We start from the raw sequence: 17,571 nt of genomic DNA, 5'->3' as shown, positions 1-17,571 counted from the left end.
GGGTGCCCCCGAAACCTTTTCGAAACGGAACCGTTCCGTTTCACAAAGCAACCTAACCCCCGCGGGCCAATAACGGAACGCCATCGTCTCGAAAGTGTCGCCGGTCACGTCCGGGAATAGCCGCCGCCGGCCGGACGTCCACCGGGGCATGGCAGCGGTCGTGGTCATCGGGGCGGGACAGTCGGGACTGTCCGCGGGTTACCACCTGCGCCGGCGGGGCTTCGTCAGCGCGCTCGCCGACCCGGCCCATCCCCGGAGCTTCGTGATCCTGGATGCCGGCGACGCGCCCGGCGGAGCCTGGAGCCACCGCTGGGAGTCCCTGCGGATGGCGACCGTCAACGGCATCTTCGACCTGCCCGGCTTTCCGAAACCACCGCTCGACCCGGGCGAGCCGAGCCGGACGGCGGTGCCACGCTACTTCGCCGACTTCGAGCGCGCGACCGGATTACCCATCGTGCGGCCGGTGCGCGTTTCCGCCGTACGCCGGCATGATCGTGCTTTTGCCGTGGAGACCGACCACGGGGCCTGGACCGCCCGGGCGATCATCAACGCCACCGGGACGTGGGACAACCCGGTGCGCCCGCACTATCCGGGCCAGGAGACGTTCCTCGGGATCCAGGTGCACACCCGGGACTACGTGTCGGCGGAGCAGTTCGCCGGCCGGCGCGTCGCCGTCGTCGGCGGCGGGATCTCCGCGCTGCAGCTGCTGGAGGAGATCTCCCGGGTCGCTGTCACCCACTGGTACACGCGGCGGGAGCCGGTCTTCCGGACCGGCGGGTTCGAGCCGGAGGTCGCCGGGCGCGAGACGATCGCCAAGGTCGTCGCCGACGTCGAGGCGGGCCGGCCGACCGGCAGCGTCGTCTCCTACACCGGGCTGGCCTGGACGCCCTACGCGGTGGCCGCCCGGGAGCGCGGCGTCCTCGAGCGGCGGCCGATGTTCACCGCGATCGAGCCGTACGGCGTCCGTGAGGCGGACGGGTCGTTCACGTCGGCCGACGCGATCCTGTGGGCGACCGGTTTCAAGGCGGCGCTGCGCCACCTCGACCCGCTCGGGCTGCGCAGCGACCTCGGCGGCATCCGGATGAACGGCACCGCCGTGGCGGGCGAGCCGCGCGTGCACCTGATCGGTTTCGGACCCTCGCAGTCGACAGTGGGGGCCAACCGCGCCGGCCGCGAGGCGGTCAGCGCCCTGGCCGCCCGGCTGGACGCGGCACACGCCTGACCGGGACCGCGGTCAGCACCCGGGCCGCCCGGCGCGGCCGCGGCACACGCCCGGCCGGGACCGCGGTCACCGCCGGCTCCGGGCGCGCCGCGGGGTGCGGGTACCACCAGGGGATCAGCGCGCAGGCCAGGATCAGACCGCCGGCCTGGGCCAGCAGGAAGCCGGGAACCGAGCCGGGGGCGATCCCGGCTTCGGCGCCGGTGAACATCCGGGCGACCGTGACGGCCGGGTTGGCGAAGCAGGTCGACGCGGTGAACCAGCAGGCGGCGCCCACGTAGGCGCCCACCGCGCCGGGCCCGGCGGCGCCCCGCCCGGTACGCACCAGGGCGGCGATCAGCACCAGCAGCCCGGCCGTCGCCACCACCTCGCTGAGCAGCAGATTGCCACCGGACCGGACGGTGGAGGCCACGGTCATCGCCGGCCGGCCGAACATCAGGTTGCCGAGGACCGTCCCGAAGACCGCCCCGGCCAGCTGCGCGCCGACGTACCCGATCAGCTCCGCCGTGGTGAGCCCGGTCCCGGCCCGCCGGCCGAGCCACCAGTCGGCGGCCGACACCACCGGGTTGAAATGCGCGCCGGACACCGGCGCGAACATGTGAATGACCGCGGCCAGGGCCAGGGCGACCGCGCCGGTGCTCTCCAGCAGCCGTAGCCCGGGGTCACCGGGTGACAGGGCGGCCGCCATGGAGCCGGCGCCGACCACGGCCGCGAGCAGGAACCCCGTACCGAGGAACTCGGCCGACAACCGCCGGGCCGTCGCCAGGTCGTCCATGATCGCTCCGCTCGCCGACATCGGTCACCCGAACCGTAAGCAGCCCGGCGGCCCGCTCACGAGGGCCGTCCGGCGGCACCGGCCGGGACCTCCGTCCGCGGAAATCCTCAGATCAGGATCGGACGGCCGATCAGTGGCCACATGGCCGACAAGCAGATGATCAAGCCCGACGACCGCGACGCCGTGTTCAGCGCCCTGGTGGCGAAGAACCCGGACGCCTTCATCGCGGCCATCGGGGAGAACGGCCTGTTCGTCCCGATGCCCCCGGAGTTCGCCGCCACCGGCCTGCGGCCGATCGAGGGCGCGTCGTCGATGCTGGGCGTGGTCGTCACCGACGACCAGCGGCTGGTCGTCGACACCTGGACGCAGGTGGTCGACGAGGGCGCGGCGAGCTGCGTGGTCCGCCTCACCGCGGCGCCGGACCGGCGGACCCGGATCCACTTCGTCGACCTCACCCACCGGTTCGGCGTCTATCTGGGCGTCATCAGCGGCGCCGGGCTGTCGGCCGACCTCGTGCTGCACCCGGAGCTGGTCCGGCCGCGCATGGTCACCATGGTCAAGAGTCCCACCTCGGTGGTCACCGACGTCGGCCCGGAGATCGCCCCGCTGCTCGGCTGGCAGCCCGGCGAGCTGATCGGGCAGCGCACCCTCGAACTGGTCCACCCCGGCGACCAGGAACGGGCCATCGCCGGCTGGATGGACATGCTCGGCGCCCCGCCCGGATCGGCCCGGCGGGTGCGGCTGCGCCACGTGCACCGCGACGGGCGTACCGTCTGGTTCGAGGTGACGAACCACAACCATCTCGCCGACCCGCAGGACCCCCGGGTCATCGCCGAGATGCTCGACATCTCCGACGAGATGGCCGCGCAGGAGGCGGTGCGGGCCGCCGAGCAGCTGATGCGCCGGCTCACCGAGACGATCCCGCTGGCCATCCTGCAGGTCGGCCCGGACGGCGCGATCACCTTCCTCAACGAGAGGGCCGCCCGGCAGGTCCGGGCCCAGATCGGCGGCGACCTCACCGCGGCGCTGCTCGACCTGACCGAGCCGGTCGACCGCCCGCTGGTCGGCGCGGCGCTGGCCGGGGTGCTGACCGGCAAGGACACCGATGTGGAGTACGGGCACCGCGAGCCGGGGTCGGGCATCCGCCGGATCCGGGCCAACCTGCGGGCGCTGACCGACGACGCCGGCGCGGTGACCGGGGCGATCATCTGCCTGGCCGACGTCACCGAGGAGGTGGAGCTGCGCGATCGCCTGTGGCGTCAGGCCACCTTCGACGCGCTGACCGGCTGCCACAACCGGGCCGCCACGATGGCCGCGCTGGAGGACGCCCTCGGCGCGACCGACCGGCACACCGGCACCGCGGTGATCTTCCTGGACCTCAACTCCTTCAAACCCATCAACGACCGGTACGGCCACGCCGCCGGCGACCTGCTGCTCAGCCAGGTGGCGACGAGCCTGCGCGGCGCGGTCCCGCCCGGCGGCATCGTCGGCCGGATCGGCGGCGACGAGTTCGTGGCCGTCTGCCGCGACGTGGCCGGCCGGGAACACGCCGACCGGATCGGAGCCGACCTGCTCGCGGCGCTCAGCGCGGCCCGGGTGCGGACCGCCGGCGCCACCCTGGTGCCGCAGGCCAGCCTGGGCGTCGCCTGGGCGCCCTACGGCGAAGGCGACCCGGACGAGCTGATGGCGCACGCCGACGCCGCCATGTACGCGGTGAAACGCGCCCGGAGCAGCGCGCCGCCCGTCCCGGTGAGCTGACCCCGCAAAGGGGTACCGGTGGTACCCCTGTCGGCAGGGCCTCCCTCCCGCTCCTCTGATGCGCTGTGATGGACCGGTAGGCGCGCAAGGACGGGAGGGGCTCGTATGCGACAGCGGACACTAGGCCGGGGACTGGTGGTCTCCGCCATCGGATTCGGCGCGATGGGGATGAGCCAGAGCTACGGTCCCGGCCCCGGCCGGGCCGCCGGCATCACCCTGCTGCGCGACGCGGTCGACCGGGGCGTCACGTTCGTCGACACCGCCGAGGTGTATGGGCCGTTCGTCAACGAGGAGCTCGTCGGCGAGGCCCTGCAGCCGGTCCGCGACCAGGTCGTGATCGCCACCAAGTTCGGCTTCGCCTTCGACGCCGACGGCCGCCAGACCGGCCTGTCCAGCAGGCCCGGCGACATCAGGCGGGCCGCCGACGCCTCGCTCCGGCGGCTGCGCACCGACCACATCGATCTGTATTACCAGCATCGCGTCGACCCGGACGTGCCGATCGAGGACGTCGCCGGCACGGTCCGGGACCTGATCGAGGCCGGCAAGGTCCGCCACTTCGGGATGTCCGAGGCGGCCGCCGCCACGGTCCGGCGGGCGCACGCGGTGCAGCCGGTCACCGCCCTGCAGAACGAGTACTCGCTGTGGTGGAGACGGCCCGAGGCGGAGATCCTGCCGCTCTGCGACGAGCTGGGGATCGGGCTCGTGCCGTACAGTCCGCTCGGCAAGGGCTTCCTGACCGGGGCGATCGACCGGGACACGGTGTTCACCGACGGCGACATCCGCGGCACCATCCCCCGCTTCGACACGGCCGTCCGCGAGGCCAACCTCGACCTGGTCGACCTGCTCGGCGAGGTCGCCATCCGCAAGGGCGTGACGGTCGCTCAGATCGCCCTGGGGTGGCTGCTCGCCCAGCGACCATGGATCGTGCCGATCCCCGGCACCCGCCGGCTGGACCGCCTCGAGGAGAACCTGGGCGCGGCCACTGTCGATCTCACCGCGGACGACCTGGGTGAGATCGACGCGGCGATCGCCCGGGTGGAGGTGCTGGGGGCGCGCTATCCCGATCATCTGGAGCGGTTGACGGGCCGCTGACCGCGGCGCCGGTCACATGCTCCGTCCTTCGGTCGCCTCACCGCCGCGGGCCGGTCAGCTCTCCGCGGGTGGCGTGGCCGTGGTGAGCACGTCCAGCAGGCCGGTGATCTCCAGGGTGCGGCGGGCGATGCCGACCGGGTTGGCCACCACGAAGGAGGTGCCCTGGCGCTGGGCTCGGTCGCGGGCCCGCATCAGGGCGTGGATCCCCGACGAGTCGCAGAAGGCCAGCCCTTCCGCGTCGATGACCAGGCGGCGCGGGCGAGTGGTGGTGAGCACAGCGGTGACCGAGTCGTCCAGGACAGCAGTCGTCGCCATGTCGAGATCCCCGGCCAGGACCAGACGTGTCGCGTCGTCGTCGTGACGTGTCGTGATCCTCATGCCCGCTCCGTACGGCTGGTTCCGGCCTCGGTCACTCCGCGGCCGGGGGACAACGGCAGTTCGGCACGCACCCGCTTGCCGCCCTGATAGGACTGCACATACCACCGCGTGGTGAGGGACTCGATGATCCGCAGGCCCAGGCCACCGGTCCCGTCCGGTTCCCGCGGGCGGGGCACCACCGAGGAGCCGGCCGCCACCGAGACGATCACCTGCCGGCCGTACGCCTCGACGTCCACGACGATCTGCCCGCCACCGTGCCGTACCGCATTGGTGACCAGTTCGCTGACCACGACCGCCGCGTCGTCGAGCCACGCCGGGTCCCGCAACCCCCATCCGCCGAGCACCGCCGTCACCGCCGACCGCGCCCAGCCGGGCGCCGAACCGTCCAACGGCAGGTCGAAATGAGCCGTCACGCTACTCATCGAGCTCGCCACCCTCCCGTCCGAGCCGGGCTACGTCCCTCAACCGCGCCCGCATGCCTCAGTCTGTTCCCACTCGACCAAAACGACATGCAAATCGACGCAACTTTAGCGGGTGATGCTTCACTCCAGCGGGCGGGCCGCGCGGGCCGGCCCAGGCAGACGGATCACCAGCCTCGACGCCGCCCGGCCGGCCAGGCGGCCCGGCTCGCGCACCGGCAGGCCACCGCGCCGCACACCCCTCGATGCAACGGCCCCGCTGCGGCGAACCGCGGTCCTCAACTGGCTCGGCCACTCACCGAAGTACACCGAAACCTCGACAAACCTCTCGCCGCCGAGGCCGAAGTCCACTTTTCGATCGCGCGGATTTGTGGGCATGCGCTCGCCACCGAAGAGCCGCTCGTCGCTGAAGGCCGGAGAGCAAGGTGAGCGATACACCTTGAGCGGAGCACGCAAGAAAGCTGCGGCACGAGGCCGGGCGCTCCAGGCGGCGGAAGCCGGAAGTCGCAGCAGAACGAGATCCGACGGACCGGGGCGCGTAAGGCGTGGCGCGGTGGCCCGGCGCGGGAAGCGGGGTGGGGGGCATGTCGGCCGTATCAGGTGGGTGCCGCGCGCAGTGGGCCGACCGAAGTCTGCGCCGCGGGTTTGGAGCGCCTCATCGACCGGCGCGCGCTGGGCCGTGCCGCCGTTTCAATGTGCTGACGACATCGACCGGGGTTCAGGCCCTGGGAGGTCCGGCCGGCGGGCACCCGGGGTCCCTTCAGGACGGTGGGGCCTGCATCGGTGTGGTGGTCAGCGCTCGGGCCACGGTGACCAGGTTGGCGGCCATCGCGCGGGCGGTCTTTGCCGCCCAGTCGTGGCCGCGGTCGTCGTCCAGGTAGTCCGGGCCGGCGCCTGGGCCCAGATGCCAATAGGTCCAGGCCTGGCCCGGGATGGTGAAACCGATGTCGCCGAGAGCGCCGGCGATCTCGCCGATGACGTGGTGGGCCCCGTCCTCGTTGCCGGTGTTCACCACCCCGGCCACCCGGTTGTAGGCGACGGGGCGGCCGGTGTCGTCGGTCTCCGAGATCATCGCGTCCAGCCGCTCGATCACCCGCTGCGCCACCGACGACGGCCGGCCCACCCATGTCGGGGAGGCGATCACCAGGATCTCGCTGGCCAGGATCTTCTCCCGGATCGCCGGCCAGGCGTCGCCGGGGCCCATGTCGGATTCGACGCCGGGCTTGATGTCGTGGTCGACCGCGCGAACCCAGTCGACCTCGACACCGTCCTTCGCCATGGCCTCGGCCACGACCCGGGCCAGAGCCTCCGTGTTGGACGGAGCCGGCGCCGGCTTCAGAGTGCAGTTGATGATCAGTGCTCGCATGGCGACGGCATGCCCGGACATCGACGGTTCATGCTTCCCACTTTGCCGGCGACGGCTGCGGGAGGCAGGCCACCGCGCTCCTCACGGTCTCCGCCGGCGCAACGATCGGCCCCTTCCAGCACGATGACCGGTTCCGTCCGGCGCCACGACCGGGACCCTCAATGCCGATTCCACCCGACCCCATGACCATTCCCCTCCGACACCAGGACGGGGACCCTCGACACCATGACCGATTTCGTCCGGCACCACGACCGAGACCCGGCACCACGACCGAGACCCGGAACCATGACCGAGACCCGGAACCATGACCGGTTCCGTCCGACACCACGACCGGGGGCCCGGCCCCATGACCGGTTCCGTCCGACACCACGACCGAGACCCCGCACCATGACCAGTTCCGTCCGACACCACGACCGAGACCCCGCACCATGACCAGTTTTGTCCGACCCCATGACCGGGATCCCGGCACCGTGGCGGAAAGCCACCGTCGCCATGACGGGTTTCGGCCGGCACGACGATCGCGGCGATGGAGGTCGGCGGCACGAGAGGGTCGTCGCGACACGACCTCTGAACCCCGGTGCAGGTGGTTGACCTTGTCCTCGCACCCTGTAGGGAGGGCGCGACAATCGGGCCGGTGGGAATTCGGTGGCGTGGGAGTGTGGGTGGCGGCCACCATGCGCGAGTCGATCAAGCAGGACGGGTGGGTGGCGGCATGGGCCGGCTGACCGGGTTCGTGGTCTCGCGGTGGGGTGAGGACCCGTGGGCGCGCGGCTCCTGGAGCCTGATCGGGCGGCACGGCAGCCCCGCGGATCGGGTCGCCCTCGGCGCGCCCGTGGGTGACCGGCTGCGGATCGCCGGGGAGGCCACGCATCCCACGCGGGCCGGGATGACGCACGGAGCGTACGAGCAAGGGGTCGCCGCCGCCTCCTGGGCCGCCGGTCTGGGGCATCGCCGCGTCGCCGTGGTGGGCGCCGGCATCGCCGGGCTGGCCGCCGCCCGGGCGCTGACCGATCGGGGCGCCGGCGTGGTCGTCTGGGAGGCCCGGGACCGGATCGGGGGTCGCACGGCTCCGGCCGAGATCGACGGCGCCGGATTCGATCTGGGCGCCAACTGGCTTCAGCAGTACGACGACAACATCCTGGCCCGGCTGACCGAGAAGCTGGGACTGCGTACCGTTCCCACCGACTTCAACGATCCGCTGGTTCTCGACGGCCACCGCTCCCCCGCGGACGCGCCGCCCGCTTCCGGTGGCGCGGCGGAGGCGGTGGAGGCCGAGTTGCGGGCCCGCCTGGGGTCCGCGCCGGCCGGCGCCTCCGTGGCCGATGTTCTCGACGCGTGGATCGCCGCTCCCGGAGCATGGGATGTGGAGGCGGTTCGCCGTCTCGTGGACGCCGAGATCGTCATGGACTCCGGTGCGCCGCTGTCCTGGTTGAGCGCCCGCCACGGTTTCGAGCCCGGGGTCGGGGAGGGTGACCGGTGGATCGTCGGCGGGTACCGTCTGCTTCTCGATCACCTGGCCGACGGCCTGGACGTGCGGTTGCGGCATCCGGTGACCGGGATCGCCGTCGGCCCGGACGGGGTGACACTGTCCGGTGACGCGGGCTCGCTGCGGGCGGACGCGGTGATCGTCACGGTTCCGCTCGGCGTGCTGGCGGCCGGTTCGGTCCGGTTCGAGCCACCGCTTCCGGCACCGCATCGGGACGCGCTGTCACATCTCGGCATGGGCCGGGTGGAGAAGGTCGTCCTGCGCTTCGACGACCGATTCTGGCCGGCCCACCCGGCCGGTTACTACCGGATCCACGGCCCGGCGGAGAACTGCGTCAGCGAGTGGCTCGACACCACCGAGACCGACGGCGTCCCCACGCTGGTCGGCCTGTTCGCGGGCCCGTGGCTGGACGATCTGTGGGCGGGCGCCGACGACCGGATCGCCGCCCGCGCCGCAGCCATCGTCAGCAACGCGACCGGCCACCCGGAGGACGGCGGCGACCACCCCACCGACGGGCCGCGGCAGAAGCCAATCGCAAGGCCCTAGGCAAAGCCAATCGAGAGGCCGCGCCAGAAGCCAACCCGAAGGCCACAGCAAACCCGGCCGAAAGGCCACAGCAGAAACCAACCCGAAGGCCACAGCAAACCCGGCCGAAAGGCCACAGCAGAAACCAACCCGAAGGCCACAGCAAACCCGGCCGAAAGGCCACAGCAGAAACCAACCCGAAGGCCACAGCAAACCCGGCCGAAAGGCCACAGCAGAAACCAACCCGAAGGCCACAGCAAACCGGCGGAGAGGACGCGGCAGAAGCGATCAGAAAGCCGCAGCCGAACCCGGCCGAGCGGCCGGGCCGGCGAGGAACGGCTCAGGGCAGCAGCTTCGCCACATCGGGTTTGGCGGTCAGCAGCCCGTCGGTGACGGCCAGCCCGGCGAGAGCGTCCACGGAGGCCGTGTTGATCTCGGCGGGCCACTTCGGGAGGACGAGCGCCGCCCGCACCTCCGGAGTGATCTTGGTGTAGGTGGCCAGGACGTTGCGGACCTCGTCCGGGTGGGCGTCGGCGTACGCGAGGGACTTCTTCATCGCCGTCGTGAAGCGGGACACCAGGCCGGGGTCGCTGCCGAGCAGCTGCTGGGAGGTGAAGTACATGGCGACGGTGAGGTCGGGAGCCACGTCGACGTAGCTGGAGGCGATCCGGCGGGCGCCCGCGGCGACGGCGGTCTGCTGGAACGGCTCGACCACGAAGATCGCGTCGACGCTGCCCGACTGCAGCGCCGGGACCTGGTCGGGGAACGCCAGTTCGGTGAACTTGACGGCGGCCGCGTCCCCGCCGTCCTTGCGTACCGACTGGCGCACGCTCGTCTCGACGATGTTCTTCAGGGTGTTCGCGGCGACCGTACGCCCGGCCAGGTCTTTGGGGGTTTTGATCGGGCTGTCGGCCTTGACGAAGAGGCTGCCGAAGTCCTGCCCGTCGGCGCCGGTCGAGTTGGTGCCGTTGGCGACGACCTTGACCGGCAGGTTCTTCGCCGCGCCGAGCAGCAGCGAGACGGTGTTGCTGAAGCCGAACTGGTACTCCCCGTTGAGCACGGCCGGCACGATCGCCGCGCCGCCCTGTGCGGTGGTCAGGGTCAAATCGATCTTCTGCTCGGTGAAGAACCCCTTCTCCTTGCCGAGGTAGATCGGCGCGACGTCGACGATCGCGATGACCCCGGCGTTGACCTTGTCGAGGGCGGCGCCGGGAGTGGCGGGTTCCTCGCTGCACCCGGCGGCGAGCAGGGTGGCCGTGGTGAGGATCGCGAGCAGGCGTGATCGTCGCATGGACTCGGAACCTAGACGGGCCATTCGCAAACGTCAATCAACTTCGCGGCGGCCGTACGCCTGCCGAAAAGATCCGCCGAGGGTGAGGAAAGGTGGCGCGGGCATGTTCGCCCTGCCGGGCACGGGTGCGGGCCGCCGCCTTCGAGACGAGGGCGGCGTGACGCGCGGTTGTGGGAGTGTGGGGGCATGGACTGGCTGGAGCCGCGACGATACGCGGCGGAACTCGAGGCGGAGACCGATCGGCTGGCCGGCGCGGTGGGCCGGCTGTCACCGGCGGCGGTGGTGCCGACGTGTCCCGAGTGGACGGTGCGTGACCTGGTCGCGCACGTCGGCACCGGGCACCGGTACGCCACGGGCGTGATCGAGCGGGCCGCCACCGCACCGGTGCCGTTCGAGGCGCTGCCGGCGCCGGAGGATCCCGGCGACTGGCCCGGCTGGCTGGCCGCCGGCGCCCGGGGGCTGGTCGAGGCGGTCGGGAAGCACGGTTTCGACAATCCGGTGTGGACGTTCATCCCGGCCCACCCGATCGCCGGGTTCTGGCTGCGCCGGATGGTGCACGACGAGATCATCCACCGGTTCGACGCCGACCCGGCCGGTGACCTGGCCGCCGATCTGGCCGCCGACGGGATCGCCGACCTGCTGACGGTGTTCGCGACCATGGCCGGCCCGGCTGCCCGCGGCCCCCGGCTTCGGGAGCTGACCGGCGCCGGCGAGACGCTGCTGCTGCGGGCCACCGACACCGGCGGACGCTGGCTCGTGACGCTGCACAGCGGCGGGATGCGCTGGGAGGAGGCGGAGGCCCCGGCCGATGTCGTCTGTCAGGGGCCGGTCCTGGACCTGCTGCTGGTGCTCAACCGGCGACGCCTGCCCGACGACGCCCGCGTGCACGGCGACCGGCCGCTGCTCGACCACTGGCTCGACCTGATCCGCTTCTGACCGCCGACACGGCGCCGTCGTCACCGGACCCGCCCGGGGTTGGACGTACGGTACGGGTTCGCGGCGCGACAGAAACGGATCATGGGTGGCCACTGGCAGGCAGTTCCAGGATGTGCTGTGGACGGCGGCTAACAAGCTGCGCGGATCGGTGGACGCCGCGCAGTACAAGGAGTTCGTGCTCGGGCTGGTGTTCCTCAAGTACGTGTCGGACACCGCCGGCAGCGTGTTCCGGGTGCCGGACAGCGCCCGCTGGGAGCGTGTGGCCGCGCACACCGGCGGGCGGATCGGCGCGCTGCTGGACGCCGCGATGGACGCGATCATGCGGGAGAACCCGGCGCTGACCGGGGTGCTGCCGCGGATCTTCGACCGGGACAACGTCGACCAGGACCGGCTGCGGGAGCTGGTCGGCGTGATCGGCGGGGCCCGGTTCACCGGGGACGCGCGGGACGTGCTCGGCGAGGTGTACGAGTACTTCCTGGAGCGGTTCGCGCGCGCCGAGGGCAAGCGGGCCGGCGAGTTCTACACCCCGGCGAGCGTGGTCCGGCTGCTGGTGGAGATGCTGCAGCCGCGGCACGGCCGGGTGTACGACCCGTGCTGCGGCTCGGGCGGGATGTTCGTGCAGGCCGGCCGGCAGAGCCGGATCGCGGTGTTCGGCCAGGAGGCCAACGAGCGGACGTGGCGGCTGGCGAAGATGAACCTGGCCATCCACGGCATCGACCCGGGCGGGCTCGGCGAGCGGTGGGCGGACACGTTCGCCGACGACCGGCATCCGGAGCTGCGCGCCGACTTCATCCTGGCCAACCCGCCGTTCAACATGAGCGACTGGGCCCGCCGCGAGGACGATCCGCGCTGGCGGCACGGTCTGCCGCCGCGCGGCAACGCCAACTACGCGTGGCTGCAGCACATCATCACGAAACTCGGCCCGCACGGCAGCGCCGGGGTGGTGCTGGCGAACGGCTCGATGTCGTCGCGGCTGGCCGGCGAGGGCGCCATCCGCCGGGCGATCGTCGAGGACGACCTGGTGGAGTGCATGGTGGCGCTGCCGCCGAACCTGTTCCGCACCACAGCGATCCCGGCGTGCGTCTGGTTCCTGTCCCGCGACAAGGGCGCGCGCCGCGGGCAGGTGCTGTTCCTCGACGCGCGCGGGCTCGGCACGATGACCGGCCGCACCGAGCGCGTCCTGACCGACGCCGACATCCAGCGCATCGCGAGCACGTTCCACGCCTGGCGCACCGACAAGATCAAAACCATGCGGGGGTACGAGGACACGCCCGGCTTCTCCTACGCGGCGAACCTCGACGAGATCCGGCAGCGTGACCACGTCCTGAGTCCGGGACGCTACGTGGGCGCCCCCGGAGCGGGCCCGGCGGCCGAGCCGCTGCCGGACCGGATCGCCCGGCTCACCAAGGAGCTGCAGGCCTGCCTGGACGAGTCACGCCGCCGTGAGGACGTGCTCCGGAACCGGCTCCGGGACCTGACGTGACCCGTCGTCCGTACCGTGACCTGGTGATCTTCGCCCGGGGTGGCGGCTGGGGCGTGGACCGGGCAGCCGACGGTTACGACCCGGTGGCGGTGATCCGGGGCACCGACTTCGCGGCGGTGCGCTCCGGCCGTACCGAGACCGTCCCTCGCCGGTGGGAGAAACGGACCCTGATCGTGCCGCGGCGGGTGCGGCCGGGCGATGTGCTGCTGGAGATCTCCGGCGGCAGCGTCGCCCGCGGGCAGACGACCGGCCGCTCGCTGTTCGTCGGCCCGGACGTGCTGCCGGCGTTCGAGCTGCCGGTGATCCCGGCGAGCTTCTGCCGTCTCGTCCGGTTCGACACCACGCTCGTCGACCCGCGCTACGCCTACTACGGCCTGCTCGACATGTATCTGTCCGGGCGGGCCGGCGACTACGAGAACCAGTCGACCGGGATCAGCAACTTCCAGTTCGAGCGGTTCCTCGACGCCGAGCTGCTGCGCGTGCCGCCGATGGCCGAGCAGCGCCGGATCGCCGGGGTGCTGGCCGCCCTGGACGACAAGATCGAGATCAACGAGCGGGTGGTGACCGCGACCGAGGAGCTGCTGCGCGCCGAGTTCGACGCCCTGGCGGTCACCGGTCACGGCAGCGTGCCGGTGACCGAGCTGGTCGAGTTCAACCCGCGCACCCCGCCGCCGGAGCGGGCCGGCGCGCCGTACGTCGACATGGCCGCCCTGCCCACCCACGTCGCCGGGATCCGCTCGTGGTCGCATCGCCCGCCGCGCGGGGGCAGCCGGTTCCGCAACGGCGACACGCTGCTGGCCCGGATCACCCCGTGCCTGGAGAACGGCAAGACCGGCTACGTGGACTTCCTCGCCCCCGGCCAGACGGCGACCGGGTCGACCGAGTTCATCGTGCTGCGGGCCCGGCCGGGCGTGCCGCCGCAGTTCCCCTACTTCCTGGCCCGTGACGAGCGGTTCCGTGGCCACGCGGTGCGGAAGATGGCCGGGTCGTCGGGCCGGCAGCGGGTGAACGCCGCCGACGCCGCCGACTTCCGGATCAGCGTGCCGTCCCCGGAGCGGCTGGCCGTGTTCGGCGAGCGGGCCGGCGCGGCGTTCACACACATGGCCGGCCTGCTCGCCGAGTCACGGGCTCTGCAGTCGCTGCGGGACGCGCTGCTCCCGGAGCTGATGGCGGGGCGTCGGATCCGGCCCGCCCCGGCGCCGGCGGTCACCGGCGCCGCAACCGACGACGCCGGATCCAGCGTGTACGCGCAGTAGGTGCTCGTCGTACGGTCCCGGCAGGAAAGCGCATTCCCCCTTGTCGCGCTGCCCTCGTCCCCACCAGGAGAATCCCCATGAAATTGCGGAATGTGTTGACCGCAACGATCACCGGAGCGGTCCTGTCCGCCGTATTCCAGGTGCCCGCATCGGCCGCCACCACGCTGTATGTGGCGACCAATGGCAACGACGCCAACGCCGGCACCCAGGCCGCGCCGTTCGCCACGATCCAGAAGGCGATCAGTCTGATCACGCCCGGCGGGACCATCGCGGTGCGCGGTGGCACGTACGCGCTGAGTTCCAACATCCAGATCACCCGGAGCGGCACGTCGTCGGCGCCGATCACGCTCACCGCGTACGGCAGCGAGCGGGTGATCATCGACGGCGAGGCGCTCGGCTACACCCCCGGCGCGGTCGGGTCGACGATCCCGGCCGCCCAGCGCGGCGCGATCCACATGGAGGCGTCGTACTGGAAGCTGGCCGGGCTGGAGATCATCAACGGGCCGTACGGGGTGTACTGCGCCGGCTGCAACAACAACACCTTCGAGCGCCTGGTCACGCGGGACAACTACGAGACCGGCTTCCAGCTGCAGAACAGCTCGGCCAACAACCTGATCCTCAACCTCGACAGCTACGGCAACCGGGACCCGCGCAAGAACGGGGAGAGCGCCGACGGGCTGGGCATCAAGGAGGGCAGCGGCGACGGCAACGCCACCGCCGTCGCGCTGGGCTCCTCCACCGCCTCCGGCAACTCCTGGAACATCGCCGGCACCTGGACTCTGACCAGCACCGACGCCTCCACCATCACCGGCGCCAGGGCCGCCGACGGCGCCATCCGGCCGTCCAGCTTCCTGGTCCCGTCCGACGGCGCCTCGGTCGGTGCCGAAATCTGAGGGGGTACGCGCTCCGCGTGACCGTTTCCGGTCGGAGCCCGTCCGGCTCCGGCCGGGGTCACGCACCGCCGGCCACCCCACGCGCCGCCGCTCTCGCGTCCCGCTGTGTGAGGATGAGCCGATGACGGACGGTGAGGACCGGTTCATCGTGGTGAACGGGCGACGGTGGCGGGCGACCGACCCGGCGATCCCCGAGCCGGTCGCCGCCGAGCTGCGCCGGATCCTCATGGCGGCCCGCCGTGACGTCGGCGCGGCCCTGCGCGCCGGAGCGGACCCGGCGCCCGCCCGTCGCCGGGTGCACGCCGCGAAAGTCGCGCTCGGCGAGCGGGGCGCCCCGTGGTGGGAACAGGACCTCGACCAGCGCCGGGCCCGCTGGGAAGCCGGTCTGCGGAGCTAGTCTTCACACGGTTCCGGGGCGGGCCACCCGCCTCTTGCGCGGACCGGGCCGGGTGTGGAGCGTACCCCCGCCCGGTTCTAATCCTCCGGACCCGCCGCCGCCTGCCGAAGAACCTGGTGTGACGGTCGACGAGGAGCGGGCCGGCGCCGGGCCGGCGCCGCGGCCCGGGCTGCGCGTGGAGGCCCTGCGGTCGCTCGCGTTCGCGCTGCTCCATCTCGTCGCGGCATTCGTCGGCCGGCTCACCGTGATGGACAACACCAACCTGAGCCTGGTCTGGCCGGCCGCCGGGGTGGCCGCCGTGTGGTTCGTGGCGCAGCGCCGGTCGCGGCTGTTCACGCTGGACGTGACGCTGCTCGCCGCGGTGACCATGGCCCTCAACATGGCCACCGGGGCCTCCGCGGCGCTCGCCGGGTTCTTCGTGCTCGCCAACGTGGTGCAGGCCGGGGTGTTCGCGTGGCTGTTCGGCCGCTGGCTGCCGGAGCTGTGGGGCGGCGGCGGCGCCGAGCCGATCTCCCGGCTGACCCACCTGTGGCGACTGTTGTCGATCTCCGCCATCAGCACCGTGTGCGGGGCGCTGATCGGCCCGACCGGACTGTGGCTGATCACCGGCAACTACTCGGTCGCAGCGACCGCGGTGTGGCTGACCCGCAACACCGCGAGCATGCTGCTGATCGGCGTGGCCGGGCTACGGATCGGCCACCTGCTGCACCGGTACTGGACCGGCAACCCCGGCCGCCGCCGGTCCGCCCTGCGCGACGCCTGGCAGCGCACGCCGTGGCCGCGCCGGGCCGAATACCTCACCCTGCTGGTCGTGTCGTTCGCCGCCTACTCGGTCGCGTTCGGGCTCCGGCACGGTCTGCCGCTGGCGTTCCCGCTGCTCACCGTCACCGTCTGGGCCGGTCTGCGGCTGCACACATCGTTCGTGATCGCGCACGACCTGATGTTCGGCGGCCTCGCCGTCGTCTTCACCCTGCACGGCGACGGCCCCTTCGCCTCGATTCCCTCCAACCCCACCCGCGCCCTGGTGGTGCAACTGTTCGTCGGATTCGTCGCCGTCGTCGGCCTGGCCGTGGCTCTCGGACGCGACGAACGCACCCGCCTCGTCGACGACCTGCGCGGCGCCCGGCAGGAGGCCGCCGACCAGGCCGAGGTGCTGCGCACCGTGGTCGACTCGATGACCGAGGGCCTGGCCGTGGTCGACGCCGACGGGCGGTACCTGCTGCGCAACCCGGCCGCCCTCGAACTGCTCGGCGGCGTCACCAGCGGCACCGGCCAGATCCGGGAGAGCGCCTTCTACGGCCTGTACCGCGCCGACGGCACGCTCGTGCCCCGCGGGGAACTCCCCTACCAGCGCACCCTCGCCACCGGGGAGCCGCACGCCATGGACATCGTGGTACGCAACTCCGCGGTCCCGCAGGGCCGGACCCTCGCCGTCCACGCCACGCCGATGCCGAAGCCGATCAACGGCGTCCGGTACGCCGTGACGGTCTTCTCCGACGTCACCGCCGAACGCCGGCAACGCGACGATCTGGCCGCCTTCGCCGGTGTGGTGGCCCACGACCTCAACAATCCGCTGACCACCGTCGAAGGCTGGTCCGAGGAGCTGATCGACGTGCCCGGCGCCGGAGCCGCCGTCACCCGCATCCGCCGGGCCGCCGCCCGCATGCGCAACCTGATCAACGACCTGCTCAACTACACCACCGCCCGCGACGGCCGCCTCGACCTGACCGACGTCGACCTGGCGCCACTGATCGCGGACATCGCCGCCGCCCGTGCCGACCAGGCCGAATCCACCGGCGCCCCGGCTCCGCGCGTCACCCTCGGCGCCCTGCCGGTGGTGCGCGCCGACGAGGCCCTGATGCGGCAACTCTTCGAGAACGTCGTCGGCAACGCCGTCAAGTACACCGCCCCCGGCGTGATCCCGCAGCTGATGGTCTACGCCACCGCCGACGGCGACGACATCCGGGTGTGCGTGGCCGACAACGGCATCGGCATCCCGGCCGGCCAGCACGAGGCCGTCTTCGACAACTTCCACCGCGCCCACCGCACGTCGGACTACGCCGGCACCGGTCTGGGGCTGGCCATCTGCAAACGCATCACCCAGCGCCACGGCGGCACGATCACCGCCACCGACAACCCGTCCGGCGCCGGCACCGTGATCACCGTGACGATCCCCCTGGCCACCCAGCCGTCCCGCCCCCGCCCGGCCCCGGCTCCCGCTTGACCCCGGCGCCCTCGAACAGCCGGCCGGACCCCAGCGTCATTTCGCGCGCCACCAAACAGCCGTGCCGGCCGGC

At 72.3% G+C, this 17,571-nt stretch carries 15 protein-coding genes; 10 read left to right on the top strand and 5 right to left on the bottom strand.

The window, feature by feature from the left end:
- The first annotated feature begins 148 nt into the window (after positions 1–148).
- Positions 149–1,222 carry a flavin-containing monooxygenase gene (locus BM290_RS39075; RefSeq protein WP_093621012.1) on the top strand — a complete coding sequence of 358 codons (1,074 nt, stop codon included), beginning with the start codon at positions 149–151 and terminating at the stop codon, positions 1,220–1,222.
- On the opposite strand, the gene BM290_RS39070 is transcribed toward BM290_RS39075, so the two are convergent.
- On the bottom strand, positions 1,182–1,994 hold the full coding sequence (locus BM290_RS39070; RefSeq protein WP_143134090.1) for an aquaporin: 813 nt from the start codon (positions 1,992–1,994) through the stop codon (positions 1,182–1,184). The two genes, BM290_RS39075 and BM290_RS39070, sit on opposite strands and share 41 nt — an antisense overlap.
- 141 nt (positions 1,995–2,135) lie before the next feature.
- Between BM290_RS39070 and BM290_RS39065 the strand changes: the two genes are divergently transcribed.
- Together BM290_RS39065 and BM290_RS39060 are read left to right on the top strand one after the other, a co-directional pair.
- The gene (locus tag BM290_RS39065) at positions 2,136–3,752 is read left to right on the top strand and encodes a sensor domain-containing diguanylate cyclase (RefSeq protein ID WP_093621011.1); all 1,617 of its coding nucleotides are present in this window, start codon (positions 2,136–2,138) and stop codon (positions 3,750–3,752) included.
- Between the two features lie 105 nt (positions 3,753–3,857).
- The gene (locus tag BM290_RS39060) at positions 3,858–4,844 is read left to right on the top strand and encodes an aldo/keto reductase (protein WP_093621010.1); all 987 of its coding nucleotides are present in this window, start codon (positions 3,858–3,860) and stop codon (positions 4,842–4,844) included.
- A gap of 54 nt (positions 4,845–4,898) precedes the next feature.
- On the opposite strand, the gene BM290_RS39055 is transcribed toward BM290_RS39060, so the two are convergent.
- From BM290_RS39055 to BM290_RS39040, 3 genes are all read right to left on the bottom strand, one after another.
- On the bottom strand, positions 4,899–5,222 hold the full coding sequence (locus BM290_RS39055; RefSeq protein ID WP_093621009.1) for an STAS domain-containing protein: 324 nt from the start codon (positions 5,220–5,222) through the stop codon (positions 4,899–4,901).
- Entirely contained in the window at positions 5,219–5,644 is a 426-nt protein-coding gene (locus tag BM290_RS39050) for an ATP-binding protein (protein WP_177320080.1), read from the bottom strand. Before BM290_RS39050 ends, BM290_RS39055 begins: the two co-directional genes overlap by 4 nt.
- A 757-nt stretch (positions 5,645–6,401) precedes the next feature.
- Complete coding sequence (locus BM290_RS39040; protein WP_093621007.1) at positions 6,402–7,007, bottom strand: flavodoxin family protein; 606 nt, start codon at positions 7,005–7,007, stop codon at positions 6,402–6,404.
- Positions 7,008–7,719: 712 nt separating this feature from the next.
- Here BM290_RS39040 and BM290_RS39035 point away from each other — a divergent pair.
- Complete coding sequence (locus tag BM290_RS39035; protein WP_093621006.1) at positions 7,720–9,039, top strand: flavin monoamine oxidase family protein; 1,320 nt, start codon at positions 7,720–7,722, stop codon at positions 9,037–9,039.
- A 319-nt stretch (positions 9,040–9,358) separates the two neighbouring features.
- Here the strand turns inward: BM290_RS39035 and BM290_RS39030 are convergent, their stop codons facing one another.
- Positions 9,359–10,309: an ABC transporter substrate-binding protein gene (locus tag BM290_RS39030; RefSeq protein ID WP_093621005.1), complete on the bottom strand. Its 951-nt coding sequence runs from the start codon at positions 10,307–10,309 to the stop codon at positions 9,359–9,361.
- A 186-nt stretch (positions 10,310–10,495) separates the two neighbouring features.
- Here BM290_RS39030 and BM290_RS39025 point away from each other — a divergent pair, with 186 nt between their 5' ends.
- The 6 genes from BM290_RS39025 (at position 10,496) to BM290_RS39000 (ending at position 17,498) form a co-directional block, all read left to right on the top strand.
- A complete protein-coding gene (locus BM290_RS39025) occupies positions 10,496–11,245 on the top strand; it encodes a maleylpyruvate isomerase family mycothiol-dependent enzyme (RefSeq protein ID WP_093621004.1) in 750 nt (249 codons plus the stop codon).
- Positions 11,246–11,330: 85 nt separating this feature from the next.
- Positions 11,331–12,728: a class I SAM-dependent DNA methyltransferase gene (locus BM290_RS39020; RefSeq protein WP_093621003.1), complete on the top strand. Its 1,398-nt coding sequence runs from the start codon at positions 11,331–11,333 to the stop codon at positions 12,726–12,728.
- Positions 12,725–13,984 (top strand): restriction endonuclease subunit S, encoded by a 1,260-nt coding sequence (locus tag BM290_RS39015; protein WP_093621002.1) that lies wholly within the window; start codon positions 12,725–12,727, stop codon positions 13,982–13,984. The genes BM290_RS39020 and BM290_RS39015 overlap by 4 nt, the downstream gene beginning before the upstream one ends.
- A gap of 77 nt (positions 13,985–14,061) precedes the next feature.
- Positions 14,062–14,877: a right-handed parallel beta-helix repeat-containing protein gene (locus BM290_RS39010; RefSeq protein ID WP_143134089.1), complete on the top strand. Its 816-nt coding sequence runs from the start codon at positions 14,062–14,064 to the stop codon at positions 14,875–14,877.
- A 121-nt stretch (positions 14,878–14,998) separates the two neighbouring features.
- The gene (locus tag BM290_RS39005) at positions 14,999–15,274 is read left to right on the top strand and encodes a hypothetical protein (protein WP_093621001.1); all 276 of its coding nucleotides are present in this window, start codon (positions 14,999–15,001) and stop codon (positions 15,272–15,274) included.
- 118 nt (positions 15,275–15,392) lie between these two features.
- On the top strand, positions 15,393–17,498 hold the full coding sequence (locus BM290_RS39000) for an ATP-binding protein (RefSeq protein ID WP_239143870.1): 2,106 nt from the start codon (positions 15,393–15,395) through the stop codon (positions 17,496–17,498).
- The last annotated feature ends 73 nt before the right edge of the window (positions 17,499–17,571 follow it).

Source organism: Actinoplanes philippinensis, assembly GCF_900113015.1.
Lineage (GTDB): Bacteria > Actinomycetota > Actinomycetes > Mycobacteriales > Micromonosporaceae > Actinoplanes > Actinoplanes philippinensis.
Note: the sequence above shows the minus strand (reverse complement) of the source record. Positions and strands in the feature narration are given on the sequence as shown.

Excerpts from the sequence above, each read along its gene's own strand:
- BM290_RS39075 (WP_093621012.1), top strand. The coding sequence starts at position 149 with ATGGCAGCGGTCGTGGTCATCGGGGCGGGACAGTCGGGACTGTCCGCG.
- BM290_RS39070 (WP_143134090.1), bottom strand. The coding sequence starts at position 1,994 with ATGGACGACCTGGCGACGGCCCGGCGGTTGTCGGCCGAGTTCCTCGGT.
- BM290_RS39065 (WP_093621011.1), top strand. The coding sequence starts at position 2,136 with ATGGCCGACAAGCAGATGATCAAGCCCGACGACCGCGACGCCGTGTTC.
- BM290_RS39060 (WP_093621010.1), top strand. The coding sequence starts at position 3,858 with ATGCGACAGCGGACACTAGGCCGGGGACTGGTGGTCTCCGCCATCGGA.
- BM290_RS39055 (WP_093621009.1), bottom strand. The coding sequence starts at position 5,222 with ATGAGGATCACGACACGTCACGACGACGACGCGACACGTCTGGTCCTG.
- BM290_RS39050 (WP_177320080.1), bottom strand. The coding sequence starts at position 5,644 with ATGAGTAGCGTGACGGCTCATTTCGACCTGCCGTTGGACGGTTCGGCG.
- BM290_RS39040 (WP_093621007.1), bottom strand. The coding sequence starts at position 7,007 with ATGCGAGCACTGATCATCAACTGCACTCTGAAGCCGGCGCCGGCTCCG.
- BM290_RS39035 (WP_093621006.1), top strand. The coding sequence starts at position 7,720 with ATGGGCCGGCTGACCGGGTTCGTGGTCTCGCGGTGGGGTGAGGACCCG.
- BM290_RS39030 (WP_093621005.1), bottom strand. The coding sequence starts at position 10,309 with ATGCGACGATCACGCCTGCTCGCGATCCTCACCACGGCCACCCTGCTC.
- BM290_RS39025 (WP_093621004.1), top strand. The coding sequence starts at position 10,496 with ATGGACTGGCTGGAGCCGCGACGATACGCGGCGGAACTCGAGGCGGAG.
- BM290_RS39010 (WP_143134089.1), top strand. The coding sequence starts at position 14,062 with ATGAAATTGCGGAATGTGTTGACCGCAACGATCACCGGAGCGGTCCTG.
- BM290_RS39005 (WP_093621001.1), top strand. The coding sequence starts at position 14,999 with ATGACGGACGGTGAGGACCGGTTCATCGTGGTGAACGGGCGACGGTGG.